General features: G+C 66.0%; 27 protein-coding genes. 15 read left to right on the top strand and 12 right to left on the bottom strand.

What is annotated here, in order from left to right:
- Positions 1-19: 19 nt before the first annotated feature.
- The 12 genes from J0O65_RS05135 to J0O65_RS05190 form a co-directional block, all read right to left on the bottom strand.
- Complete coding sequence (locus J0O65_RS05135) at positions 20-409, bottom strand: MSHA biogenesis protein MshK (RefSeq protein ID WP_215404711.1); 390 nt, start codon at positions 407-409, stop codon at positions 20-22.
- Entirely contained in the window at positions 394-1,077 is a 684-nt protein-coding gene (locus J0O65_RS05140) for a type II secretion system protein M (protein WP_215404713.1), read from the bottom strand. The genes J0O65_RS05135 and J0O65_RS05140 overlap by 16 nt, the downstream gene beginning before the upstream one ends.
- A complete protein-coding gene (locus J0O65_RS05145; RefSeq protein ID WP_215404715.1) occupies positions 1,077-1,739 on the bottom strand; it encodes a PilN family protein in 663 nt (220 codons plus the stop codon). The genes J0O65_RS05140 and J0O65_RS05145 overlap by 1 nt, the downstream gene beginning before the upstream one ends.
- Positions 1,736-2,695: a type IV pilus biogenesis protein PilM gene (locus J0O65_RS05150; protein WP_215404717.1), complete on the bottom strand. Its 960-nt coding sequence runs from the start codon at positions 2,693-2,695 to the stop codon at positions 1,736-1,738. The genes J0O65_RS05145 and J0O65_RS05150 overlap by 4 nt, the downstream gene beginning before the upstream one ends.
- Before the next feature lie 132 nt (positions 2,696-2,827).
- Positions 2,828-3,286, bottom strand: a complete 459-nt coding sequence (locus J0O65_RS05155; RefSeq protein ID WP_215404719.1) for an agglutinin biogenesis protein MshP — start codon at positions 3,284-3,286, stop codon at positions 2,828-2,830.
- Entirely contained in the window at positions 3,283-4,170 is an 888-nt protein-coding gene (locus tag J0O65_RS05160) for a prepilin-type N-terminal cleavage/methylation domain-containing protein (protein ID WP_215404721.1), read from the bottom strand. Before J0O65_RS05160 ends, J0O65_RS05155 begins: the two co-directional genes overlap by 4 nt.
- Positions 4,167-4,712, bottom strand: coding sequence for a type IV pilus modification PilV family protein (locus J0O65_RS05165; protein WP_215404723.1), 546 nt, complete (start codon positions 4,710-4,712; stop codon positions 4,167-4,169). The genes J0O65_RS05160 and J0O65_RS05165 overlap by 4 nt, the downstream gene beginning before the upstream one ends.
- Complete coding sequence (locus tag J0O65_RS05170; RefSeq protein WP_251373446.1) at positions 4,702-5,355, bottom strand: pilus assembly FimT family protein; 654 nt, start codon at positions 5,353-5,355, stop codon at positions 4,702-4,704. The genes J0O65_RS05165 and J0O65_RS05170 overlap by 11 nt, the downstream gene beginning before the upstream one ends.
- Positions 5,356-5,401: 46 nt before the next feature.
- Complete coding sequence (locus J0O65_RS28105) at positions 5,402-5,881, bottom strand: prepilin-type N-terminal cleavage/methylation domain-containing protein (RefSeq protein ID WP_285896775.1); 480 nt, start codon at positions 5,879-5,881, stop codon at positions 5,402-5,404.
- 79 nt (positions 5,882-5,960) lie between these two features.
- Positions 5,961-6,467 carry a type II secretion system protein gene (locus tag J0O65_RS05180; protein WP_215404727.1) on the bottom strand — a complete coding sequence of 169 codons (507 nt, stop codon included), beginning with the start codon at positions 6,465-6,467 and terminating at the stop codon, positions 5,961-5,963.
- The gene (locus J0O65_RS05185) at positions 6,467-7,702 is read right to left on the bottom strand and encodes a type II secretion system F family protein (RefSeq protein ID WP_215404729.1); all 1,236 of its coding nucleotides are present in this window, start codon (positions 7,700-7,702) and stop codon (positions 6,467-6,469) included. The genes J0O65_RS05180 and J0O65_RS05185 overlap by 1 nt, the downstream gene beginning before the upstream one ends.
- A 1-nt stretch (position 7,703) precedes the next feature.
- On the bottom strand, positions 7,704-9,407 hold the full coding sequence (locus tag J0O65_RS05190) for a GspE/PulE family protein (protein ID WP_215404731.1): 1,704 nt from the start codon (positions 9,405-9,407) through the stop codon (positions 7,704-7,706).
- A gap of 207 nt (positions 9,408-9,614) precedes the next feature.
- Between J0O65_RS05190 and J0O65_RS05195 the strand changes: the two genes are divergently transcribed.
- From J0O65_RS05195 to J0O65_RS05265, 15 genes are all read left to right on the top strand, one after another.
- Positions 9,615-10,343: an ABC transporter ATP-binding protein gene (locus tag J0O65_RS05195; RefSeq protein WP_215404733.1), complete on the top strand. Its 729-nt coding sequence runs from the start codon at positions 9,615-9,617 to the stop codon at positions 10,341-10,343.
- Complete coding sequence (locus J0O65_RS05200; protein WP_251373448.1) at positions 10,340-11,758, top strand: ExeA family protein; 1,419 nt, start codon at positions 10,340-10,342, stop codon at positions 11,756-11,758. Before J0O65_RS05195 ends, J0O65_RS05200 begins: the two co-directional genes overlap by 4 nt.
- Positions 11,759-11,865: 107 nt before the next feature.
- Positions 11,866-13,833, top strand: coding sequence for a secretin GspD/PilQ domain-containing protein (locus J0O65_RS05205; protein WP_251373449.1), 1,968 nt, complete (start codon positions 11,866-11,868; stop codon positions 13,831-13,833).
- Positions 13,830-15,236 (top strand): tetratricopeptide repeat protein, encoded by a 1,407-nt coding sequence (locus tag J0O65_RS05210; RefSeq protein WP_251373451.1) that lies wholly within the window; start codon positions 13,830-13,832, stop codon positions 15,234-15,236. The genes J0O65_RS05205 and J0O65_RS05210 overlap by 4 nt, the downstream gene beginning before the upstream one ends.
- Before the next feature lie 7 nt (positions 15,237-15,243).
- A complete protein-coding gene (locus J0O65_RS05215; protein ID WP_215404736.1) occupies positions 15,244-16,947 on the top strand; it encodes a GspE/PulE family protein in 1,704 nt (567 codons plus the stop codon).
- Complete coding sequence (locus J0O65_RS05220; RefSeq protein ID WP_215404737.1) at positions 16,947-18,152, top strand: type II secretion system F family protein; 1,206 nt, start codon at positions 16,947-16,949, stop codon at positions 18,150-18,152. The genes J0O65_RS05215 and J0O65_RS05220 overlap by 1 nt, the downstream gene beginning before the upstream one ends.
- 7 nt (positions 18,153-18,159) lie before the next feature.
- Positions 18,160-19,761: a hypothetical protein gene (locus tag J0O65_RS05225; RefSeq protein ID WP_215404739.1), complete on the top strand. Its 1,602-nt coding sequence runs from the start codon at positions 18,160-18,162 to the stop codon at positions 19,759-19,761.
- On the top strand, positions 19,758-20,447 hold the full coding sequence (locus J0O65_RS05230) for a hypothetical protein (RefSeq protein WP_251373453.1): 690 nt from the start codon (positions 19,758-19,760) through the stop codon (positions 20,445-20,447). The genes J0O65_RS05225 and J0O65_RS05230 overlap by 4 nt, the downstream gene beginning before the upstream one ends.
- Positions 20,444-20,857, top strand: coding sequence for a hypothetical protein (locus J0O65_RS05235; protein ID WP_215404741.1), 414 nt, complete (start codon positions 20,444-20,446; stop codon positions 20,855-20,857). The genes J0O65_RS05230 and J0O65_RS05235 overlap by 4 nt, the downstream gene beginning before the upstream one ends.
- Positions 20,854-21,600: a hypothetical protein gene (locus J0O65_RS05240; RefSeq protein ID WP_215404743.1), complete on the top strand. Its 747-nt coding sequence runs from the start codon at positions 20,854-20,856 to the stop codon at positions 21,598-21,600. Before J0O65_RS05235 ends, J0O65_RS05240 begins: the two co-directional genes overlap by 4 nt.
- Positions 21,597-22,313: a prepilin-type N-terminal cleavage/methylation domain-containing protein gene (locus tag J0O65_RS05245; protein ID WP_215404745.1), complete on the top strand. Its 717-nt coding sequence runs from the start codon at positions 21,597-21,599 to the stop codon at positions 22,311-22,313. Before J0O65_RS05240 ends, J0O65_RS05245 begins: the two co-directional genes overlap by 4 nt.
- Before the next feature lie 5 nt (positions 22,314-22,318).
- Entirely contained in the window at positions 22,319-23,086 is a 768-nt protein-coding gene (locus J0O65_RS05250) for an ABC transporter permease (protein ID WP_251373455.1), read from the top strand.
- Positions 23,086-23,808 (top strand): hypothetical protein, encoded by a 723-nt coding sequence (locus J0O65_RS05255; RefSeq protein ID WP_215404749.1) that lies wholly within the window; start codon positions 23,086-23,088, stop codon positions 23,806-23,808. Before J0O65_RS05250 ends, J0O65_RS05255 begins: the two co-directional genes overlap by 1 nt.
- 76 nt (positions 23,809-23,884) lie before the next feature.
- Complete coding sequence (locus J0O65_RS05260) at positions 23,885-24,457, top strand: prepilin-type N-terminal cleavage/methylation domain-containing protein (protein WP_215404750.1); 573 nt, start codon at positions 23,885-23,887, stop codon at positions 24,455-24,457.
- 27 nt (positions 24,458-24,484) lie between these two features.
- Complete coding sequence (locus J0O65_RS05265; RefSeq protein WP_215404752.1) at positions 24,485-24,850, top strand: YgiW/YdeI family stress tolerance OB fold protein; 366 nt, start codon at positions 24,485-24,487, stop codon at positions 24,848-24,850.
- Positions 24,851-24,921: the final 71 nt, after the last annotated feature.

Genomic DNA, 24,921 nt, shown 5'->3' on the forward strand with positions numbered 1-24,921 from the left:
AGTTGCTTCGCCACTTCTTCTACTCCTGCTTGCGGTCGGTCTTGCGATCGGTCTGATTGTCGGTCTTGCTGCTCGGGTACAGCTTGAAGGTTTCCAGTGATTTTCCACGCCGCAACAATACGGCCGTGTCGTGGATCTCCGTCACCACGGCGTCGCCCACCTTGCCGCCCACCTTGACCGTCTGGCCATCGATGACGGCCAGGCGGCGTCCGCCCGGCTGGGTGGAGATGAGCACCGATTGCAGCTGCGGCCGGGCCGCGACGACGGGCGCGGCGCTGGCGGGCGCCCACAGGGCCGCCGGCGGGCGCGTCGGGTCGTCGAGCGCCTGCGCCTGCGCGCCCGGCGATGCCAGGCCCAGCGCCAGCAATAGCGCCGGCAGCGCGGGCCCCGAGGTCAGAGTGCGATCCATGTGTCGTCCATGCTGAGGGTATGTAAGGTCAGGGTCAGGGTGGCGCCCGGGTAGCTGGCGGCGTCGAGGTGGGCGGCGCCCCAGAAGACGCGGGTCGGCATCGATTGCAGCGCCTGCATGTATTGCACCATGTCGGCATAACTGCCTTGCAGCACCACTTCCACGCCATGCTGGTGCAGCAGGGGCGCCGGGGCCGCAGCCTTGGCCGCCGCATCGCCGTTCGCGCTATCGGCCTGGCGCGCGCCCACGGCGCTGGAGGGCAAGGTTTTCAGCGACACCACGCGCAGTCCCGCGTGCCGGCGCAGCAAGTGTTCGAGCAGGGTCACCATGCGCTCGGGCGCCACCAGCCCGTGCTGCTTCGCGCGCAGCGCCTGCGCCAGGGACGCCGTTTCCGCCTGCAAGGCCAGCAGGCGCGTGCGCGCTTCCTGGTCGGGATCGGTGGCGTGGGCGAGCATGGTCAGCGCGATCTCCTTGTCGGTGGCGGTCAGCAGGCTTTGCTTTTGCGCAATGCTCGCCTCCAGCGCGGCGCGCTTCGCCAACAGGGGATTCAAGGTCATGAAATAAAACACGAACAGGATGGCGGCCGCGCCGGCGCCAAACACCATCAGCCGCTCGCGCAGGCTGAGGGCATCGAAGGCGGTGGCCCATTTTTTCAGCAGGGGCAGCATCAGCGGCTTCCTCCGGCGACAGGTTCTGCCGGCGTGGCGGCACGGTCGGCCGACTGCAGGCTGAACGCGACATAGGGCAGGCTGGCCGCCTTGCCCTCGGCTGCGGCCGGCGGCGCGGGCTGGCCGATGTCGAGGCTGGCGAAGGTCTTGCCTTTCAGTACCTCCTGCTGGCCCAGGCGCGTGATGTAGGCGGGCAACAGCGACGCGTGCAAGGCGCGGCCCTGCAAGCCGAAATCATTGCCGGCGCCGGCGATGTCCACGCCCGTCAGCCATACGCCCTCGACCCTGGCCTGCGCCAGCGCGCGGAAATAGCCGGCATAGCCATGGGTATTGCCCAGCTTGCCGCTGTCCAGCACGCTTGACGCATCCTGCAGCAACTGGCGCTGCGCCTCGACGGCCGCCAGTTCCTGCGCCAGGGCCGGATCTTTCTTGCGAGGCGGGAAATCGCGCAAGATCTGGTCGCGCTTCGCCTCGCCTTGCGCCAGCGCCGCCTTGACGCCCGCTTCGCGCCGCTCCAGGCCGCCTATTGTCCGCTGCGCCAGCACGCTCAGGGCCAGCAAGAGCAGCGCCAGCCCCCCCAGGCCCAGGCTGGCCGTGCGCGCCGACATGTGGTGTTTTTTTAGTTCAAACTGGGGATTGAACAGATTGATCTGCTGGCTCATGCGGCCTTCCCTTCGTGCTTGCCCGGGTGCAGGCCTACCTCGCGCAAGCCGGCGCCGATGGCCAGGAAGTAGCGCGCCTGCATGGCGGGGTCGCGCAACTCGGCGGTCTGGGACAAGTCCAGCACCATGGCCAGGTCCAGCTGCTCGACGGGCATGTAGAGATTGTCGGCCAGATACGCGTGCAAGCCATCGGCCGCGCCCGTCATCAGCATCAAGCGGGCCAGCGAAATGAAATGGAACTGGCGGTCGAAGTGGTCGAACGAGCGCTGCAGTTCCAGGGTGACGCGGTCGTAATACTGGCTCGCGTCGGGCGACTGCAATTGCGTCGAGGTCACGTCGATGCGGCGCGCCTGGTACAGCTCGCCATTGAAGCTCATGGTCAGCAAGCCACCGTCGCCATCGAAAAACAGCACGGCGATGCCGCGTCCCGGCGTTTCCAGCAAGGTGGCGATATTGCGCTGCGCCATCTCGGGGATATCGATCACGGACAGGCCGATCTTGCATTCGGCGTACAGCGCCTGGCGCCGCGACACGGCGCTGTTGCGCGCGGCGACGGCGAACACGCTGCTGCCCCGCTGGGTGGCGTTCGGGTCGCCCGGGATGTCGAACACGTCGATGGTGGCCTCGGCCAGGGGAAAGTCCAGCATGTCCTTCAGGCGCCAGCCCACGGCCGTCTTCAGCTCTTCGCGCGGTACGGCCGGCGCTTCCAGCGACAGCAGCTGGTATTCGCCGCCGGCCAGCACGGTGGTGCAATGGCGCGCTGCCGCCTGCAGCTCCTTGCCCAGTTTTTCCAGCACCTCGGCCGGCGCCGGCCGCGCGGCCGCCTGGTAGCTGGCGCCCAGCACGCGCGGCATGCCGCCGGCGCGACGTTCGACAACGACGGCGCTGACGCCCTCGCGGCCAAACGCCGTGGCCAGCCAGCCATCATCCTTCCTTGCTCTTGCGAATAAACCCATGCGAACTATCCAGTGTAAGTGCCTGCCCGATCTTGTCGCGCAGATAATGCAACCGACCAATTTTAATTCATGAAGCCAACTTTATTGCGTAAAAACAATAAATTAGCGATCTTTTTTTTCACGCAGTTGACCTTACTGCGACAACACGGCTTGCAGGCGGCGCTGGACGTAATCGGCGTTGTTGCCCGCGTTCGGACAGCGTGGCTCGGTCGACTTCGGCTGGTTGCAGGCCGTGGCCGTGATGGTCCAGCTGGTCAAGGTGCCGGGCCCCGTGGCCGTGGCGCATTGCACGCTGACGCTGAACGACGACAGCGTCGTGCCCGCCGGCAAGCTGAACGTGGTGGCGCCGATACACGCCGCGCCGGCCGTCAGGCCAGCGCTGATCTGCTTCTGCAGCCCCCATTCGAGGCCGGCGCGGGCGGCCTGTTCGGCGCGCACGCCCTGCACGTCCATCGCCGATTCCGTCTGCTGGAAGGTGGAGATATTCACCATCACGGCCGCCAGCGCGGCCAGCACCACCAGCAGGAAAATGGCCGTGACGAGGCTGAAACCGCGCATGCGGCCCGTGCGGTGGCGCAGCACATGCTTCATGGCGTATTTCTCGCTTGCACCTGTTGCACCAGGCGCAGCACGCCCGTATTGCTGTCCGCCGCGCCCAGGCTCAGGTCGATATTCACCAGGCCCCGCTGCACATTGGCCAAAATGCCATAGCTGAAACGGCAAGCCCTCACCTGGCGCGCCAGCAGCGCGCCATCCTTCAAGTCCGCCGCAACCGGCTGGGTGGCCTGGATCGCATAGCCGGCGTAACGGGTCAGCGTACCGGTCGCCAGATCGCAGGCATAGGTGACGGGCGTCGACACCACCTGGAAGCGGTTCGATGGCGACGGCAGCGGCGCGGGCGCCGTCGTGAAAGGATAACTGCCCAGGGTGACGACATTGCCGGCCACGGCCGTGACCGGCGCGCGGTTGCAGCCGGTCGCCGCGCTGCAGGAATAGGCGTCGTTCGGCGTGTAAGTTCCGCCCAGGTTGTAGACGACGATCTGGTCGCCCACGCTGATCGCCTGGCGCGCGCCCAGCGCATCGGCGGGCATGGCGCCGACGACGGTGAAGCTCGCCGGAACGCCGGGCGCGGGAGGCGTCTCGAAGCTCAGCACATTGCCGAGGCCGGCCGGGTCGCTGTCGCTCAGGTAGCGCCCGCCCGTCTTGGTCAGCAGCAATTCCAGCAACAGGCCGTCGTTCGATACGCGCACGCTGTTGGGCAGAGCCAGGCGCACGTCGCGCGTCAGGCGGCGCGCCGCCGTATCGGCCGTGTCGGCCAGCGCCGCGCGCGCGGTGGTGTCGATATAGCCTTGCACGGGCACGCGGATGAAGACGGCGACCATGGCGCCGATGATGCCCGTGATGACGATCACGATGACCATCTCGACGAGGGTAAAGCCGCGCGGGCGGCGCCTGGGATTGAGGATAGTTTTCATGGAATGCTGTTCGGCGCATAGCGCACGCGATAGCCGTCGAGCACGATCTTCTGGTCCGCATACGGCACGACCACCTGGATATGCAAGCTTTCCGAGGCAGGCAGGTCGTTCAGGGCTTGCTCGGTGATCGTCACCGAGGCAGTGTAATTCTGAGCCCAGGCATTGCCCTGGGCATCCGTCGCGTACTCCTTGGCCGTACCATACGCGCTCACGTAATCGTTGACGTTGTCGAAAGGCCGCGTCACGCCGCCCGCCTCTTGTCCGGCCACTTCCGGGATGGCGCAGCCGGCCGGGCTGGTCGCCGTTTCCGCGGCCGGGTCTTGCGGATCGCAATAGCTAAACCGCGCCAGCTGGATTTCTTCCAGCATGCCTTCGGCAATCGCCAGCGCCTGCTTGCGCAGCTGCGGATCGGCGCTGCGTTGCGTCGTCAGGCTCATCACGCCCAGGATGGCGGCCGAGGCCAGGCCGACGATGACGATGAACAGCACCAGTTCGATCAGGGTCACGCCGCGTTCACGCCGGCGCCGCTGGCTAATGGACATAGCCCGTCTCCCCCTCGACCATGACGTCGCGCGGCGTGCCGTCGCCGCGGATACTGATGTTCAGCCGCGCCGGGAAGGCCGATGGCGCCGGGAACACATCGTTCTGCGCATACGGCTTGCCCAGCGCGTCGAAATAAAAACCCGCCGTATTGAGGGGAGCGGTGGCCATGGAGACGTTGGACGGACGGCCTTCGCACAGCCAGTTGGTTTCCGCGCAATACTGTAGCGTTTCCTTGCTGCCGCTGTTCTTGCCCGTCGGCGGCACCACCTTCTGCGCGGCGCTGCAAACGGCATCGAAGCACAGGGCCACCCTGTTGGCATCGATGCGCACAAACACGGCACGGTTTTGCGCCACCGCCAGCTTTTGCCCGTAGCGCACGATATTCGTCACCTGGTCGGCAAAACCGCGCGCGTCAAAAGTGTCGCGCTGGAAAAAGCGGTTGACGGCAAAGGTCGCCAGCAAGCCCGCCAGCACCAGCACGGCCACCAGCTCGATCAAGGTGAAGCCGCGCGCAGCCGTACGCCGCAGGGGGCGTGGCGGCCCTGCCTGGCGATGCGGAAAGTCTGTCGGTGGCTGCTGCAATGGATGGCCCGTAAAAAAGCCCAACGGGCTGACGCCTGGGGTTGGGCTGGTGGTGCGCAAGGAAGGCCGAATGTTGATTGGCGCTCCTTGTTGCGTACTTATATGTTTAGCCGCAATTTTCGGGTTTTGCATTGACCGTGATCACAGGTGCTCCGCCTGCAGCGGCAGGGGCGGCATAGACCACCGAGCAGTCCTTGCGCGCCGCGTTTGTTGCCACATCCACGGTCACCGTCAACGCTGTGCCAGCGGTAGCCAGACCATAATCCTTATCTGAAATGCCTGCAGCGACTTTGATGCCTTCCACAGTCGGGTAGCCAAACTGCCCGGCGACAGTAACGCCTTCCATCACTACATCCTTGGTCGAATCGGCATTGACCAAATACTGCGCATGGTACAGCGCAGCCCCCGCCTTGATGGCGCCGGCGGCCGCCTGCATCTTGGCCACGCGCGCTTCGGTCGACATGTCGATGAATTTAGGAATCGCCGTCGCCGCCAGGATGCCGAGGATCACGATGACGACGATCAGTTCGATCAGGGTAAAACCTGCCTGGGCGCCGCTTTTCATACTACGTAAAGACTTGTTCATTCTTGCTTTCTCCAAAATCAAATAAAAAACTTCAAAACCAACGCCATGACACTGTCGCTGCAGCGGACCAGGAAGCGCCTCAGTTGGCTGCAGGGTCCGGTGATTTCCACACCACGATATCGGGTTCCTGGGTGAGCTTGTCAAGATCGGCATCTACACGTGGCAAGGTTACCTTAAATTTCACTAAATCAACCCCTGTACTGGGAAAAATATTGCCATTACTAAACAAATAGATGATTTTTTGTTCTTTTTTGTCGTACAACCAATTCCCTGCTGGTAATTTTGCAAGGTCCGGCTGCGCGAACTCGCCCAGGTAGTTGGCCGGCTTGTCCATCAGCCAGTCGAACGGGTTTTGCCGCGCCAGCGCCGGCAACCGGTCGCGCCGGTCCGCCAGGTACAAATGCAGCACCTGCACCCGCAAGCTGGTGCGCAAGACACCCAGCATCTGCGCCACGGCCACCTGCTGCGCCTGTCGCTGGTAATAGCCGACGCGATTCAGGAACACCGCCACCAGGATGGCGAACACGCCCGCCACCACGGCCAGCTCGAACAGGGTGAAACCGCGCTGGCGGAACGGTCTTGCCATCAGTGCAGGGCCGCCCGGCCCAGGTCCCAGATCGGCAGGAAGATGCCCAGCGCCAGCACCAGCACCATGGCGCCGAGGAAGACGATCAAGATCGGCTCGATCTGCGCCGACAGGGTTTTCAGCTCGTAATCGACTTCGCGCTCGTACATGTCGGCGATCTCGTCCATCAGGTCGTCGAGCGAACCGGATTCCTCGCCCACAGCGATCATCTGCAGCACCACGGGCGTGAACACGCCGGCCGTGACCGAGGTGCGCAAGATGCTTTCGCCCCGCTCGACGCCGTCGCGCATCTGCTCCACGCGCGCGCTCAGATACGTGTTGTCGACCGTCTGCGACACCACCGTCAGCGCCTGCACGATGGGCACGCCGCTCGTGCTCGACAGGGCGAAGCTGCGCGCGAAGCGGGCCATCGTGCCTTTCAGGATGATCTTGCCGGCGATCGGCAGGCGCAGCTTGGCGCGGTCCCATTTATACAGACCCTCTTTCGTGCGCAGCCAGGCGCGCCAGCCGAAAAATCCGCCCACGCCCAGCAGCAGCAAGATAGGCCAGTACGTCACCGTCAAGCGCGACGTGCCGATCAGGATGCGCGTCATCAGGGGCAGTTCCGCGTGGAAGCTGGCGAACACCTTCTCGAACTGGGGAATGACGAAGATATTCACCACCACCATGGCGGCCAGCATGGCGAAGACGACGAAGGTCGGGTAGCGCGTCGCCGTTTTCACGCGCGCGCGCATGTCGCGGTCGAATTCCAGGTGGTCGAACAGGCGCAAAAACACTTCATCGAGGCGCCCCGTCATTTCACCGACGCGCACCATCGACAGATAAAACGGCGTGAAGATGGTCGGGTGGCGCGCCATGGCGGCCGACAGTTCGCGGCCCGCGTCGAGCGACTCGCGCACATCCTTGATGATGCGCCCGAACGCGGGGCTGATGGCGGACTCCTGCAAGCCGGCCAGGCCGCGCATGATGGGCACGCCCGCTTTCAGCAGGGTGTACAGCTGGCGGCTGAACAGTTGCACGTCCATCGGCGTGACCTTTTTCTCGGTCAGCCTGGCCCACCAGCCCAGTTGCTTGGCGCCGGCCTTCGTCACCGTCTGTTTGGTGGCGCTGATGTCGACGGGCGTGCTGCCGCCCGCCATCAACTGGTCGGCCACGGCGCCGCTGTCGGCGCCTTCCATCACGCCGCTCAGCAATTCGCCACTGGCGCTGCGCGCCCTGTAGGAAAAAAACGGCACCTCAATCCTCGCTCTGGTTGCTGATACGCATCGCTTCCATCACCGTCGTGCGGCCCTGGACCACCAGCTGCACGGCGTGGCGGCGCAGGGTTTCGCCCGCCATCTGCGCCGTCGCCACCTTCATGAAGTGGGAAGGATCGGCATGGTTGGCGGCGTCGGCCACGGCGCGCGTGATTTCCAGCAATTCGTACACGCCCGTGCGGCCCCGGTAACCCATGCCATTGCAATGCGAACAGCCCTTGCCGTGGAAATACTGGTTGCGTTCGACCAGCTCGCCCAGTTCCAGGCGCAGCCATTCGTATTCGTTCGGCGTGGGCGCGTACGGCGTGCTGCAGCTTTCGCAGATCACGCGCACCAGGCGCTGCGCCAGCACGGCTTGCAACGAGCTGCCCACCATGTAGCGCGGCACGCCCATGTCCATCAGGCGCAGCGGCGTGCTGATGGCGTCGTTGGTATGCAGGGTCGACAGCACCAAATGACCCGTCATGGCGGCGCGCAAGCCGATCTGCGCCGTTTCCTGGTCGCGCATCTCGCCGACCAGCACGATGTCCGGGTCTTGCCGCAGGGCCGAGCGCAGCACCCTGGCAAAGTTCAGCTCGATCTTGTCGTTGACTTGCACCTGGTTAATGCCAGGCAAGCGGTACTCGACGGGGTCTTCCACCGTGATGAGCTTTTTTTCCACCGAATTGAGTTCGGACAAGGCGCAATACAGGGTCGTCGTCTTGCCGCTGCCGGTCGGCCCCGTCACCAGCACGAGGCCGTTCGGACGGCTGACGATGGCGCGAAACTGCGCCACCAGCGCAGGCGGCATGCCGATGGCGTCCAGGCGCAAGGTCGTACCGCCCTGGTTCAGCAAGCGCATCACCACCGATTCGCCGTACTGCGTCGGCATGGTGGAGATACGCACGTCGATGCGCTGGTTTTTCACGCGGATGGCGAAGCGGCCATCCTGCGGCAGGCGCTTTTCGGAAATATCGAGGTCCGACATCAGTTTCAGGCGCAGGGCCAGCGAACTGGCGATCTTGCTGTCCGCTTCCGTCTGCAGGTGCAGCACGCCGTCGATGCGGAAGCGAATCTGCAGCCGGCCTTCCTGCGGCTCGATGTGGATGTCCGAGGCGCGCACCTGCGTGGCATCCTCGAACACCGATTGCAGCAGCTTGACGATGGGCGCCTCTTCCAGGCCCGGATTGGCGGCCAGCGCGCCGAAGTCGACGGACACGTCGCCCAGGTCCTGCTCCAGCTCGCGCGTCAGGGTGGAAATGTCTTCCGTGCGGCGGTAGATGCGGTCGATGGCGGCCAGCACTTCCGTTTCATTGACCACGGCCAGCTCGATCTGGCGCTTGACCAGTCGCGAGATTTCATCGTAGGCGAACAGGTCGGTCGGATCGGACATGCCGACCAGCAAGCCCTCGCGGCGGTCTTCCAGCACCAGCGCGCGGAAGCGCCGCGCCTGGGTTTCCGGCAGCAGACGCACCAGTTCGGGATTGATGTTGAAAAACTTCAGGTTGATGTAGGGAATGTCGAGCTGGCGCGCCAGGGCGCCCGAAATCTGCTCTTCCGTGACGAAGCCGTGCTCGACAAAAACGCGGCCCAGCTTGCGCCCCGAGCGCTTCTGTTCCGTCAAGGCCTGGCCCAACTGTTGTTCCGTCAGCAATTTCTGCTGCACCAAAATCTCACCGAGCCGGACTTTCTCTGGCCTTGCCATGCTTGCTCCTCGACAAATTTTTCAAACGATGCACGCCAGCGGCGCGCGCAGGTATTTTATTCCAGAACCTGTTGTTTCTTAAAGAAAATACATTCCATCGCTTGATTTTTACGCATTTCCACACTCTGCAAGGAAACACTTGCCGCCCACCTGCGCCCGTGGCAATAATGACGATCGCTCACCGTCTTGCTGCCGACCATTGCCCCTATGAACGCCTGCGCCATCGAGTTTCACAACGTGCATCTGCAGCTGGCGGGCAGCGCCGTGCTGCGCGGCGTCGACCTGCAGGTGCGCGCGGGGGAACTGTTCGGCCTGGTTGGCGTGAATGGCGCGGGCAAGACGTCCCTGCTGAAATGCCTGCTCGACTTTTGCGCGCCCGAGCGGGGCGAGATCGCCATTTTCGGCCAGCCGCACCGCCACGGCGCGGCGCGCCAGCCTCTGTCGTTCTTGCCGGAACGTTTCCAGGCGCCCTATTACCTGACGGGCGGCGACTTCCTGCGCTACCTGTCGCGCCTGCACAATGTGCGCCCCGATGCGCAAGCCGTGCAGCATGCCCTGGACGCGCTGGATCTGGCGCCGGACGCCTTGCTGCGCCCCGCGCGCGCCTATTCGAAAGGCATGCTGCAGAAACTGGGGCTGGCCGCCTGCCTGTTGTCGGGCAAGCCGCAACTGGTGCTCGATGAACCGATGAGCGGACTCGACCCGAAGGCGCGCGCGCAGTTCAAGCAGGTGCTGCGGCAAGCGCGCGCGCAGGGCCGCGGCGCCCTGCTCACCTCGCATGCGCTGGCCGACGTGGAAGAATTGTGCGACCGCATGGCCATCCTGCATGCGGGACGCATCGTGTTTGCGGGCACGCCCGCCGAATGCCGCGCGCGCCATGGCGGGGCGCAAGACGCCAGCCTGGAGCAGGCCTTCCTCAATTGCATCGCGGCATGAACGCCGGCACGCAGGCCTCCTGCCAGTACACGCCATCGCCGCACGGCATGTACCTGCGCCATTTCGGCTTGCGCACGGCGCCGTTCGGCATCACGCCCGATCCGGCCTTCTTTTATACAGGCAATACGCGGGGCGAACTGCTCGCTGCGCTGCTGTATGCCGTCATGCAAGGCGAAGGCATCATCAAGCTGACGGGCGAAGTGGGCAGCGGCAAGACCATGCTGTGCCGCATGCTGGCCGAACGCCTGCCGCCCCAGGTCGACGTGCTGTACCTGCTCAATCCCCGCCTCGATGCGGATGAAGTCCTGCACGCCATCGCCGCCGAACTGGGCCTGGCACTGGACGGCTGCCGCGCCGACGCCGTGCTGCGCGCCCTGCACGGCGAGCTGATCGCACGGCATGCGGCGGGGCGGCAAGTGGTGCTGCTGGCCGAGGAGGCGCAAGCGATGCCGGGCGCCACCCTGGAAGCGCTGCGCCTGATGACGAATTTGGAAACGGCCAGCCACAAGCTGCTGCAGATCGTCCTGTTTGGCCAGCCCGAATTGCAGCACACCCTGGACTTGCCCCAGTTCCGCCAGTTGAAGGAACGCATCACCCACAGTTTTACCGTGCCGCGCCTGCCGCAAGCCTTGCTGGGCGACTATCTGGCCTGCCGGCTGGCCGCCGCCGGCCGCATGACGCCGCTTGTTTTTACCCCGGCCGCGCTGCGCCGGCTGGCGCGCGCCGCGCAGGGCATCGTGCGCAGGGTCAATATCCTGGCCGACAAGGCCTTGCTGGCCGCGTTTGCCGACGATGCGCAGACAATCAGCGCGCGCCACGTGCGCCTGGCCATTGCCGACAGCCCCTTCCACCGCCCGCCCTGGCATGCGGGCAAGCTGCTGGCGGGCGCCTTGAGCGTGCTGATGCTGCTGGCCGCCGCGCTGCTGTGGCAATGGCTGACGCCGGGGCACACAACGGGCATGACGGCCCCGGCCGCGCACGCCAGCGCGCCCCCCAGCGCGTTGCGGCAAGCGCCTGGGGCTGCGCCGCTGCCGGCGCCGTCCACGCTGCTCGACAGCAAGCTGGCCGAATCGCGCGACTGGCTGGCGCAGCAAGGGCCGCAGCAACTGGTGCTGCGCATCGCCAGCCTGCCCGCCAGCGAGACAGTGGCGGCGGAAACGTTCTTGCAGCAAGCGCAGCAAGCCATCGGCCTGCGCAACGTGCACGTGTTTCGCCTGCCAGGCGCGGCGCCCGCGAGCGCCGCCGCGCGCCTGGACATCGTTTACGGCAGCTTTGCCGATCGGGCCGGCGCCGAAGCCGTCTGGTCCAGGATCGCGCCCATGTCGCCACAGAAAATATTGCTGAGCGACATAGACAGTATCCGCACAGAAATGAACTCCACGGCGGCGCTCCAAACGGTGCGTGGCGCCCCCTGACTTTATTTCGGCATATTGCCTCTCCAGCCCGCACAGCCGATTGCTTTTAGGCCATCATGCTGGGTAAAATTACAAAAGCACAACACGACTCCAAGGGCGAACTTTTCATGAATCAACACCCTATTCCTGTGCTGACCTCCTGGGTCGCCCTCGCCTGCGGCACCATGCTGGCTGGCTGCGCCACGCATCAGCTGCCGCTGTCGCCGGCCCACATCCACGCCGCGCCCATCCCCGCCGGCAGCATTCCCGAACCGGTGCAGCAAAGCAGCGCGCTGGCCGCGCCCCTGCCCGCCGCCAAGGTGGAAACCTACAGCGTCACCGTGCACAAGGTGCCCGTGCAATCGCTGCTGTTTGCGCTCGCGCGCGACGCGGGCATGAACATCGATATCCACCCGCAGATCGAAGGCAGCGTCACCCTGAATGCGCTGGACCAGACCTTGCCGCAATTGCTGGCGCGTATCAGCAAGCAAGTCGACATGCGCTACGAAATCGATGGCAAGAACCTGACGGTGTTGCCCGACGCGCCAGTGTGGCGCAATTACAAGGTCGATTACGTCAACATGGCGCGCAGCACCAACAGCAGCGTGAACATCGCCACGCAAATCTCCACAGCGGGCGGCGGCTCGAACAATGCCAGCAATCCCGTCGGCGGCACGCAAGGCAGCGGCAGCAATGGCAATAACAATTCGACCACCCTGGTGGTGAATCGTTCGGAAAATAATTTCTGGTACAGCCTGGAAAAGAATATCCGCGACCTGCTGCGCGAGACCACGCTCAACGACGTGCAGGTGGACCCGCTGGCGCAGCTGAACCAGCAATTGACGAGCACGCCCGGCCAGCAGGGGCAGCAGGGGCAGCCTGGCCAGCAGCAGAACCAGGCCGGCAATTTCCCTGCCAACGGCGCCACCGGCCAGTACGGCGCCCAGCCGCCTATGCAGTATGGCAATCCGAATGGTGGTCAAAATGCGCCGGGCCAGCAGCAGGCCAGCCAGAACGCGAATCCAGCCCAGCCGCTGGACGCGAACGGCATGCCGCTGCTCAAACTGGCCAACAAGGGCAGCCCCTCGTCCGTCGTCGTCAACGTGGAAGGCGGCTTGATCGCCGTGCGGGCCACGGGGCGCCAGCACGAAAAGATCGCCGCATTCCTCGACGCGGTGTTGCACAGCGCCAAGCGGCAAGTATTGATCGAGGCGACCATCATCGAAGTGCGCCTGAGCAATGAGTACCAGCAAGGCATCAACTGGTCGCGCCTGACGGGCAGCCTGAGCCTGACCCAGAAACAAGTGGGCTCGGCGGCCCTGTCCAGCGGCGTGACACCGGGCGCCACGCCCGGCATCTTCGTGCTCAATTATCTGAAGGACAGTTTTTCCACCACCATCCAGCTGCTCGAATCGTTCGGCAAGGTGAAGGTGCTGTCCAGCCCGAAAATTAGCGTGCTCAACAATCAAACGGCCATGCTGAAGGTGGTCGACAACAATGTCTTCTTTACCATCAAGGTGACGCCCGCCGTGATCAGCTCGACGGGCACCATCACCACGCCGGCCACGTATGAATCGAAACTGGAAACGGTGCCCGTCGGCTTCGTCATGAGCGTCACGCCGCAGATTTCCGAGGCAGATGAAGTCACCCTGAACGTGCGCCCCACCATCACGCGCATCGTTGGCTACGTGCAAGACCCGAATCCGGCCCTGGCCACGGCGAACGTGCAAAGCCGGGTGCCCGTGATCCAGGCGCGCGAGCTGGAATCGATCATGAAAGTGGGCAATGGCCAGATCGCCGTGATGGGCGGCCTGATGCAGGATTCCATCGACAACGCCCGGGATGGCGTGCCCGGCCTGTCCAGCCTGCCTTTGGTGGGCAATTTGTTTACCTATCGTAATGAGGCAAGCAGCAAGACGGAGCTGGTGATCTTCATGCGCCCCGTCGTGGTCAAGGATGCCAGCGTCGATGGCGATTACCGCGACTACCGCTACCTGCTGCCCGGCCAGGCGCCGCTCAACAGCCAGCCGTACACGGACGGCCCGCCGGCGCCCGCCGTCCAGCCGCAGGCCCGCCTGCAGGGAGACTTCCCATGAGCTTGCTGATGCAGGCGCTCAAGAAGGCCGAGCGCGCCAAGCAGAACAGCCTTTCCGACGAGGAACTGGAAAAGCCGTCCGAAGCCTACGACCAGGTGCTGGAACTGGCGCCGGCCGACGCCCTGCCACCCCGTCCCGCGCCCGCCGCGCCGCCCGTGCAGCCGCCCAGCACCTTGCGCCTGGAACCGCTGGCGGACGCGCCCGCGCCGCAGCCGGCGCGCAATGCGGCCCGGCCAGATTCACAGCCAGGTGCGCAGCCAGGCGCACAGCCTGGCCCGCAGCAACCCCCTCGCCCCGAACCGCCGCCCGCCCGGCCACGCGCCAGCCGCAGCAATCCGCCGCCGAACGGTCCCACGGGCCCCATCAGCGTCGACCCGGCCACCGTGCGCCTGGCCGTGCTGCTGGCGATCCTGCTGCTGGTGGCCGGTTCCATGGCGTATTGGTACTGGCGCGCCAGCACCAGCCCCGGCGCGGGCGCCAACCTGCCCGGCGTGCCCATGCCGCTGACGGATGCCCCGGGAACGGCCGGCGTTGCCGGCCCCATCCTGGTGGCGCCCGGGGCCGCTGGCGCCATGCCGGACGCGCCCGCACCGTTGCCGCAGGACGCGCCGCGCGAACAGCGCCAGCCGGCCGGCGCGGCGGAGCAGCAGGCGATGATCCAGGCCGCCGCGCAAGCGGCCGTGGCGGCCCAGCTGGCGCAACTGCCGCCGCCTGCGCCGCCCAGCCTGCCGCCCGTGGCCGCGCCCGACAATAGCCAGATCCAGGTGCAGCGCAGCATCGCCGCACCGCAAATCCCACCCGGCGTGCAGCAAGCCTACCAAGCCTTCAACGGGGGCCAGCTGGGCCTTGCTCGTCAAGAATATGAAACGGTGCTGCGGCAGGATGCGAGCAACCGCGACGCGCTGCTGGGCCTGGCGGCCGTGGCCCTGCGCGAGGGCCAGGGCGCGCAGGCGGCGGCCCTGTACGTGCGTTTGCTGGAAATCAATCCCGACGATGGCGAGGCGCTGGCCGGCCTGATCGGGCTGCGCCAGGGCGACGTGGCGCAGAGCGAGGCAAAACTGAAAGCCATCCTGGCGCGCAGCCCCGACAGCGGTCCCGTGCTGTTTGCACTGGGCAATGTGTACGCCAAGCAGCGCCGCTGGAACGAAGCGCAGCAGCAATTTTTCCGCGCCTACGGCGCCGCGCCCGGCAATCCCGACTATGCGTTCAACCTGGCCGTCGGCCTGGACCGGCTGAACCAGCCCCGGCTGGCCGCCACGTATTACCAGCGCGCCTTGACCCTGGCGCAAACGACGCCCGCCGCCTTCGACCAGGCCGTCGTGCAAACGCGCTTGCGCGAACTGGCGACTCCCACGCCGGCGGCCACGGCCGAGCCGGCCACCATCCCACCCCGTCAGGAATAAGCATCGCATGGCAGAACAGGCAAAACTTCCGCTCGGCAAGCTGTTGATCCAGAAAGGCGTGATCAGCGAAGACCAGCTGCGCATCGCCCTGATCGAGCAACGGCGCAGCAGCGAACCGCTGGGCAAGCTGCTGATCACCCTGGGTTTTGTCACGGAAGCAACCGTGCGCGAAGCGCTCAGCGAAAACCTGAAACAGGTCAGCGCGGACTTGTCGAGCCTGGTGGTCGACGCCATCGCCCTGAAACTGATCCCGAAGGACGTGGCCAAGCGCTACCGCGTCTTTCCCATCGTGTATGAACGGCAGGCGGACAATCTGATCCTGGCCATGGCCGACACGAGCAACATCGTCGCGCTCGACCAGATCAGCGCCATGCTGGTCAAGGGCATCACGATTTCCACCGTGCTCGTCAACGAATCGGACATTTCGCGCGCCATCGACCAGTACTATGGGTTTGAACTGTCGATCGACGGCATCCTGCACGAAATCGAAACGGGCGAAGTCAGCTATCAAAGCATGGCCTCGCCGTCGGATGAATACAGCCAGCCCATGGTGCGCCTGATCGACGCGCTGCTGGCCGACGCCGTGCAGAACGGCGCCTCGGACATCCATTTCGAGCCGGAACAGTCGTTCCTGCGCATCCGCTACCGCATCGACGGCATCCTGCGGCAAATCCGCAGCCTGCACAAATCGTACTGGCCGGCCATGGCCGTGCGCCTGAAGGTGATGTCGAACATGAACATCGCCGAGGCGCGCGCGCCGCAGGATGGACGCATCAGCATCAAGTTTTCCGGACGGCAAATTGACTTCCGCGCGTCGGCGCAGCCCACCACGCATGGCGAGAACGTCGTGCTGCGCGTGCTGGACCGTCAGAAAGGCATCGTTCCGCTGGACGCGCTGGGCCTGGCCGAAGCGGAACTGAACTTGCTGAAACTTATGATCGCGCGCCCCGACGGCGTGATCCTCGTGACGGGCCCGACGGGCAGCGGCAAGACCACCACCCTGTATTCGATACTCAACCATATCAATACGGAAAGCGTCAACATCATGACGCTGGAGGATCCGGTCGAGTACCCGATGAACATGATACGCCAGACCTCCGTCAACGAATCGGTCAAGCTGGGCTTTGCCGACGGCATCCGCTCGATGATGCGGCAAGACCCGGACATCATCCTGGTGGGCGAGATCCGCGACCGCGAAACGGCGGAAATGGCCTTTGCCGCGGCCATGACGGGCCACCAGGTGTATTCGACCCTGCATACGAGTTCCGCCATCGGTTCCGTCGCGCGCCTGCTCGACATCGGCATCCTGCCCGACATCATGGCCGGCAACATCATCGGCATCGTGGCGCAGCGCCTGGTGCGCCGGCTGTGCCCGCACTGCAAGGACACGGTGATCGCCGACGACGTCGAGCGGCGCCTGCTGGGCCTGGCGGCAGAGCAGGCGCCCGTCTCCATCTGCCGCGCCGTGGGCTGCGAGCGCTGCGCGCACCAGGGTTACAAGGGTCGCCTGGCCATCATGGAAATCCTCAAGATGACGGCCGAACTCGATGAATTGACGGCGCGCCGCGCCAGCTTGCGCGAATTGAAGAACGCGGCGCGCGCGGCCGGCTTCAAGGGCATCATCGACGACGGCGTGCGCCGCGTGCTGGAAGGCGTGACCACGCTGGAAGAAGTGGGCCGCGTCGTCGACCTGACGGAAAGGCTGCACTGATGCCGCAATATGTCTACCGCGCCATGGATGCGGCCGGCGCCCTGATTCCCGGCAGCATGGAGGCGGCCAACGTGCCGGACCTGGAAGCGCGCCTGCACCGCATGCAGCTCGACCTGATCGATTGCAAGATCACGGGCCAGTATCTGGTACTGCTGGGCAAGCGGATCATCCACCGCCGCGACCTGATCAATTTCTGCTTCCACATGGAGCAATTGACGGGTGCCGGCGTACCCATCCTGGAAGGCTTGAATGACTTGCGCGAAAGCACGGACCACCCGCGCCTGCGCGAAGTCGTCACGGACTTGATCGAAAGCATCGAGGGCGGCTTGCCCCTGTCGGGCGCGCTGGCCCAGCATGGCGACATCTTCGACGCCACGTTCACCAGCCTGATCCTCGCTGGCGAACAGAGCGGGAAGATCGCCGAGGTGTTCAAGAACCTGTCGGAAAGCCTGAAGTGGCAGGACGAGCTGGCCTCGCAGACGCGCAAGATCATCATGTACCCCGTCATCGTGGCCATCGTCGTGGCGGCCGTGACGTTCTTCCTGATGATCTACCTGGTGCCCCAGCTGACGGCGTTCATCCGCAACATGGGCGGCGAACTGCCGCTGCACACGCGCGTGCTCATTGCCGTGTCGAATGTCTTCATCGATTACTGGTATCTGTTGCTGGCCTTGCCCGTGCTGCTGTTCTTCGGCGGGCGCGCCCTCGTGCGCCGCAGCGAGGCGGCGCGCCATGCGTGGGATGGTCTGAAACTGCGGCTGTGGCTGGTCGGTCCCGTGCTGCACAAGATCATCCTGGCCCGCTTCGCCACGTTCTTTGCCCTGATGTATGCCTCCGGCATCACGATACTCGAATGCATCCGCCTGTCCGAAGGCATCGCCGGCAACCAGGTGGTGGCGGCCGGCCTGCGCCGCGCCGCCCAGCTGATCAGCGAGGGTTACGGCGTCACCGCCGCCTTCCAGCACACGGGCATCTTCCCGCCGCTGGTGATCCGCATGCTGAAGGTGGGCGAAGCGACGGGTTCGCTGGACACGGCCTTGCGCAATGTCAGTTACTTTTACAACCGTGAAGTGAAGGAATTGATTGAAAAAGTGCAAGCCATGATCGAGCCGGCCATGACGGTCATCCTGGGCTTGCTGCTAGGCTGGATCATGCTGTCGGTGCTGGGGCCGATTTACGACACCATCAGCACCATCAAAACCTGAGGCCGCCGTGTTCCGCAAACAATTGCTCTACATCACCAGCGACACCCTGTGCGCCTACGACTGGGACCACGGCGTGCTGGGCGCCGGCCAGGCCTTCCCCGCCAGCGCGGCCGGGCTGGACGGCTTCGCCGCGTGGCTGGAAGATCCGCAGGCACAGCGGCTCAATGTGCCCGCCTATCTGCTGACGGACTTGATCGAGGAAGATTTCCAGCGCCAGCTGCTGCCCCATGTGCGCGGCAAGGCGGGCCGTGCCTTGCTGGAGCGGCGCAAGCAGCAATTGCACCGCGACACGCCCTATCGGGGCAGCACCCTGCTGGGCCGCGACAGCACGGGCCGCCACGATGACCAGGTACTGTTTTTCGCCCTGACCAACCCAGGCTTGCTGCAGCCGTGGACGGAGGCGCTCGAGCACTTGCGCGTGCCCGTGGCCGGCATTTATTCGACCAGCCTGCTCAGTATCGCGCTGGTCAAAAAGCTGTCGATCGCGCACGAACACCTGCTGCTGGTGACGCAGCAATCGGGCGGCTTGCGGCAAAGTTATTATGAAAAAGGGCAGCTGCGCTTTTCGCGCCAGACGGCCACCATCGCGCTCGACGGCGTGGCCGTGAATATTGCGCTGGAAACGGAAAAGACGCGGCAATTTCTCACCAGCACGCGCATGCTGGCGCGCGGCGACGTCTTGAATACCGTCATCCTGGCGCCGGCGGCGCAGATCGCCAAGCTCGAACTGCTGTGCGACAACGGCGTCGAAGTGGCTTACCACTTCATCGACCTGCAACTGGCCGGCAAACGGCTGGGCTTGCGCCAGACGCCGGCGCTGGCCGACGAATTGCTGCTGACCCTGCTGGGCAAGCATCCGCCGCCCAGCCACTATCCGCCCGGCGCGCTGGCCCGCTATTACCACTTCCAGCGCGCGCGCAAGACGCTGTATGGCGCCAGCGCGCTGATCGGCGCGTCGGCAGCGCTGTGGTGCGCGATTAACCTGCTGGGCGGCATCACCGACGGGGCCGCCATCGAGCGCCTGGCGCAGGAAACGGCGTCCTACCAGGAACGCTACCGCAGCGTCATGTCGACCCAGCCGCCGGCGCCGGCCAAGACGCAGAACATGAAAGTGGCCGTCACCCTGGGCCAGATGATCGCCAGCCAGGCGCCGGAACCGGGCCGCCTGCTGGGCATGCTGAGCGCCGCGCTGGACCAGTCGCCGCAGGTCGCGCTCGGCCAGCTGCATTGGCATGCGGGCCGGGCGCCCGCGCGCGCGGCCGATGGCCAGCCGGCGCAGCAGCAGCAGCAGCAGCAGCAGCAGCAGCAGCAGCAGCAGCGGCAGGGTACGGACGGGCCGACCGGCAGCGCCCTGGCCGGCATTCCCGTCGCGCCGGCGCAATCGCTGCGCCTGGAAGCGGACGTGGCCATGCCGAACAGCGATTATCGCGCGGCCCTGTCCGCCATCACGGCCTTCGCGCAAACCCTGGCGCGCCAGCCGGGCCTGCAGGTGACGATCGAAGAAACGCCGCTGGACCTGCGTCCCAGCGTGGCCCTGTCCGGCAAGAGCGCCGCACCCGCGCCGGCCAGCCAGGCCCGCTTCACCCTCTTGCTCGCGTGGCAGCCATGAGCGGCCCCGTCAAGCAGCCGCCCCTGCCCGGCATGCAGCGGACCGGCGCGCCCGCGCGCACGCTGCCCGCCTGGCTGGGCGAACTGCACCTGATACGCCGCGCCCTGCTGTGCTTTGCGCTGACCATGCTGGCCAGCCTGCTGCTGCTGAGCCTGAGCATCGCCTACCGCGCGCGCGAAGCGCAGCAGCTGGACCTGGCCCAGCGCACGCGCTCGGCGGCCAGCACCCTGTTCAACCACGCGGAGGCGGAGAAGCAGGAAATCCGCGCCTACGAACCGCAATTCCTGGCCTTGCGCCAGCGCGGCCTGATCGGCGAGGAAAACCGCCTGGCCTGGATCGACGCCATCCGCCGCAGCCAGGAACGGCGCAAATTGCTGCCGATCAGCTATGACATCAGCCCGCAACAAGGGCTGCAAGTGCCCTTGCCCATGGTGATGGGGCAATATCAGCTGCGCGGCAGCCGCATGCGCCTGCAGATGGACTTGCTGCACGAAATGGATTTGCTGAACTTGCTGGACGACTTGCGCCAGGCCGGCTATTTCGCCGTGCAGGATTGCACGCTCAAGCGCCATGCGGCGGCCGGGGCCGGGCCGGGCAGCGGGACGGCGCCCACCCTGGGCGCCGAATGCGAGCTGCTGTGGCTGACACTGGGCAGCGCGGCCATACCCGAACTGGGGCGGCCATGAAGCGCACCCTCGTCCTGTGCGCACTGCTGGCCGGCACCGCGCTGGCGGTCCAGGCGCAGCCACCGCAGCTGGGGCGACTGTTCCTGTCACCCGAACAGCGCGCCCAGCTCGACGCGCAGCGCTACGGACCGCCGGCGCCCGATCCGGCCCTGGCGGCGCCCCCACCGCCGCCACCGCCGCCACCCGCCCCGCCCGTGGAATTGAATGGCGTGGTACAGCGCAGCAGCGGCCGCTCCACCGTCTGGTTGAACCAGGAAGCGCAGAACGAGCCGCACAACCGCCTTGCCAGTGGCAAGCCCGGCACCTTGACCCTGCGCCTGTCGAACGGCCAGGTGCTGCTGCTGAAACCCGGCCAGCGCTACGACCCGGCCAGCGGCACGGTCAGCGAAGCGCAGGAGGCGCCGCCATGACGCCATGGCAAGCTCATTGGCAACTTCATCGCCAACCGCCTCGCCAGCGGGGCGCCGCCCTGCTGTTGCTGGTGGCCGTGCTGGGCCTGGGTGCGGCCAGCCTGCTGATCGGCGCCTTCGGCCGCAACACGGGCGAGGCCGAACGCCAGCAGCGCACCCTGGCCACCCTGGCGCAGGCGCGCGACGCCTTGCTGGGCTTTGCGGCGGCCAATGGCCGCCTGCCCCGCCCTGCCGCCTCCGCCCTCGACGGCCGCGAACGCCCCGCCGACTGCGCCGGCGACGCCGAGTGCAGCGGCTTTTTGCCATGGGTCGCCTTGGGCGTGACGGGCGTTGACGCCTGGGGCAAGCTGCTGCGCTACAGCGTCACGCCGGAAATGGCGCGCGCACCCATCGTCTCGTTTTCCGCTGTCGCCAACCGGGTCGTCCTCACGCGCGACGGCGGCGGCAACTTCGCCTACGTGGCGGGACAGGACCTGTGCGACGTCAGCGCCCAGTGCCTGCCCGTCGTGCTGTTCTCGCAAGGCAAGGAGCATTACGGCACGGCCGCCAGCGGCGTGACGCAGATCAATACGGCACGCGGCAATCTCGACGAAGCCACGAACGAGCGCGCCAGCCGCGGTTTCATTGCCCGCCCCGCCACCGACAATGCCGCGCTGCCGGGCGGCGCCTTCGACGACATGCTGACCTGGATTACCTTGCCCGCCCTGTACCAACGCATGCGCGCCGCGCGCAACCTGCCATGAGCCCCCGCCCGCCCCCTTCGCGCCGCCAGCGCGGCTTTTCCCTGATCGAGATCGCCATCGTGCTGGTCATCGTCGGCCTGATGATAGGCGGCCTGGTCACGCCCTTGACGGTGCAGCTGGAGCAGCGCAAGGTGGCCCAGACGCAACAGGCGCTCAATGATGCGAAGGAAGCGCTGACGGGCTACGCGCTGCGCTACGGCTACCTGCCGTGTCCCGCCATCTCCGCCATGAGCGGCCTGGAAGACCGGCGCGGCGCGCGCTGCACGGGCGAGAAACGCGCCGGCTTCCTGCCGTGGGCCACCCTGGGGCTGCTTCCGGGCGACAGCTGGAACAATCTGTTCCGCTACAGCGTGACGCCGGCCTTCAGCGACAGCGGTCAGCAGTTCACCCTGGGCACGCCGCGCGACATCAGCATCGTCACGCGGCAGGGCGGCGCGCTGCTGCAGGCGACGGCCCTGAACGACATCCCCGCCATGATCATGTCGCACGGCAAGAACGGTTTCGGCGCCACGAGCGTGCAGGGCCAGCGCCAGGCTGTGCCTTTCGGCAACAATGTCGACGAGCGCAACAATGCCTCGAACGCCACCACCTTCATCAGCCGCGCCGCCAGCGGCCCGCAGCAGCCGGGCGGCGAGTTCGACGATATCGTCGTCTGGCTGTCGCCGAACATCCTGTTCAACCGCATGGTGGCGGCGCAAAGGCTGCCCCGTTGATGCCCATGTTTTTTCCCGCCCTCACCATCGCCCGCTACACGCTGCTCGAAGCGCTGCGCAGCCGCCTGCCGTGGCTATGCATGCTGGCCGCCTGCGGCGCCGCCGCCCTGGCCGGCTTCCTGCAGCAACTGGCCTTGACGGAAAGCGGCGCCGTACAGGTGGCGCTGCTGGCGGCCACCCTGCGCCTGGCCGGCGTCTTCCTGCTGTCCACCTTCATCATCACCAGCATGGCGCGCGAAGCGGCCGAGCGGGGGCTGGAACTGCTGCTGGCGCTGCCCATGCCGCGCGCCGCCTATCTGCTGGGCAAACTGCTGGGCTATGCGGTGCTGGCGGCCGTGCCCGCCTTGCTGTTCGGTCTGTTGATGGCGCTGTTCGCCGCGCCCGCGCACAGCGCGCTGTGGGCGCTGTCGCTGCTCGGTGAATTGTGGATCGTCGCCGCGTTCAGCCTGCTGTGCGCGGCCAGCCTGCAACAGGCCCTGCCGGCGCTGGCCGCCACGGGCGGCTTCTATGTGCTGGCGCGCATGCTGGGCAGCCTGCAACTGCTGGCGCACGGGCCGCAGGCGGGCGACTCGCTGGCGCAGCGGGCCACGGCCGGCGCCATCGACGTGCTGGCCCTGCTGCTGCCACGCCTCGACGCCTTTGCGCGCACGGACTGGCTGCTGTACGCCACCGGCGACTGGCAAGCCCTGGCCGGGGTGGCGGTGCAAACGGCCATCTATGTGGCCTTGCTGGCCAGCTGCGCGCTGTGCGACTTTTACCGGCGCAACATCTGATGGCCGCCGCCCAGCGCCCCTGGAGCAGCGTGCCGCGCACCCTGTGCTGGCTGCTGGCGGCCTGCCTGCTGCTGCAGCTGGGCTGGCGCCTGGCGCAGCAGCAGGCCCCGGCACAGGCGCGGCCGCTGCCCGCCGCACCACCGGCCGGCGTGGCGCGCCTGGCCAGCCTGGGCGAGCCGCTGGCCATGGCCAAGGCCATGCTGCTGTACCTGCAATCGTTCGAGGATCAGCCCGGCGTCAGCCTGCCGTGGCGCGAACTCGACTATGACCGCCTGGCCGGCTGGCTGGAGACGGCGCAAACGCTCGATCCGCGCAGCAACTACTCGCTGATGGCCGCCAGCGAAATCTATGCCGGCGTGGCCGACCCGCAGCGCGCGCGGCGCATGCTGGCCTTTGTCGCCGCCAGCTTCGCGGCCGACCCGCAGCGCCGCTGGCCCGCCATGGCGCAGGCGGTGCTCGTGGCGAAGCACCAGCTGCGCGACCTGCCGCTGGCCCTGTCATATGCGCGCGCGCTGCGCCGCCTGGCGACGGGGCCGCAGGTGCCACCGTGGGTGCGCGAGATGGAAGCGTTCATCCTGGAAGACATGGACCAGCTCGACAGCGCCCGCCTGGTGATCGGCGGCCTGATCGCCAGCGGCCAGATCAGCGATCCGCGCGAGCTGACTTTCCTGGCGCGCCGGCTCGACGAACTTGCCCAGAAGAAAGCAAAGGCCGCACCATGATCCTGCCATGCGCGCCCGGCATTAAATGCAGTAAACTGCCATCCCAAGTTGTCGCACTTTTTTTCAAGGAAACCCCATGCTCCCACGCCGCCAGCACGGCTTTACGCTCGTAGAAATCGCCATCGTCCTGGTCATCATCGGCCTGCTGCTCGGTGGCGTGCTCAAGGGACAAGGCTTGATCGACAGCGCCAAGGTGAAAAACATCATCCAGCAGTCGAATGCGCTGACGGCCGCCGTCAACGCCTACCAGGACAAGTTCCGCGCCCTGCCCGGCGACGATATCCAGGGCACCACCCACGTGCCCAACTCGGCCGGCAACGGCAATGGCGACGGCCAGATCGGTGACGGCCAGCCGCGCGAATTCACGCTGGCGCCGCAGCACCTGGCGCTGGGCGGCTTCATCACGGGCTCCTACAACGGCACCTCGCAATTCATGACCAGCGCCCAGGGCGGCGCCGTCTACCTGTACAACGATGAAGTGGGCGGGCGCGCCGGCAACGGCATCCGTTTCGACAACCTGCCCGAGAGTTACGCGGAACAGATAGACAGCAAACTCGACGATGGCGTGGCCAGCACGGGCAGCGTCCGGGCGAACATGCCCTATGGCAATACCGGTGCTATCATCCCCCGCACCGCCGTCTTCTTCTGACACGCCAGTCACTATCAAAGGAATACCATGTCATTACACCGCAAACGCATCGTTTCCCTGGCCGCCGCCGGCGCCTTGCTGGCCGGCGGCGCGCAAGCCCAGTACGTGGGACCGACGGCCGGCCCGGCCGCGCCCGTCAACGTGGCCGCCATCCTGAAACATCCCGTCGACGACCAGGCCGTCGTGCTGCGCGGCCATTTGCTGCGCAAGGTCGGCAAGGAAAAATACACGTTCTCCGACGGCACGGCGGAAATCCGCGTGGACATCGACGACAAGGTCTTCATGAACCGCAAGATCGACGCCAAAACCCAGGTGGAAATCCGTGGCGAAGTGGAAAAAGACTTCATGGAAAGCCCGGAAATCGATGTCGACGTGCTGACCGTGCTGCAATAAGCATCGCCGCCTTCCCGCCGCCACGGCGGGAGGGACATCCCCTCCTTTGTATGCCTTGCGCAACCTTTTTT

Origin of the sequence: Janthinobacterium sp. JC611, assembly GCF_018682595.1 — a bacterium.
Classification (GTDB): Bacteria; Pseudomonadota; Gammaproteobacteria; order Burkholderiales; family Burkholderiaceae_D; genus Janthinobacterium.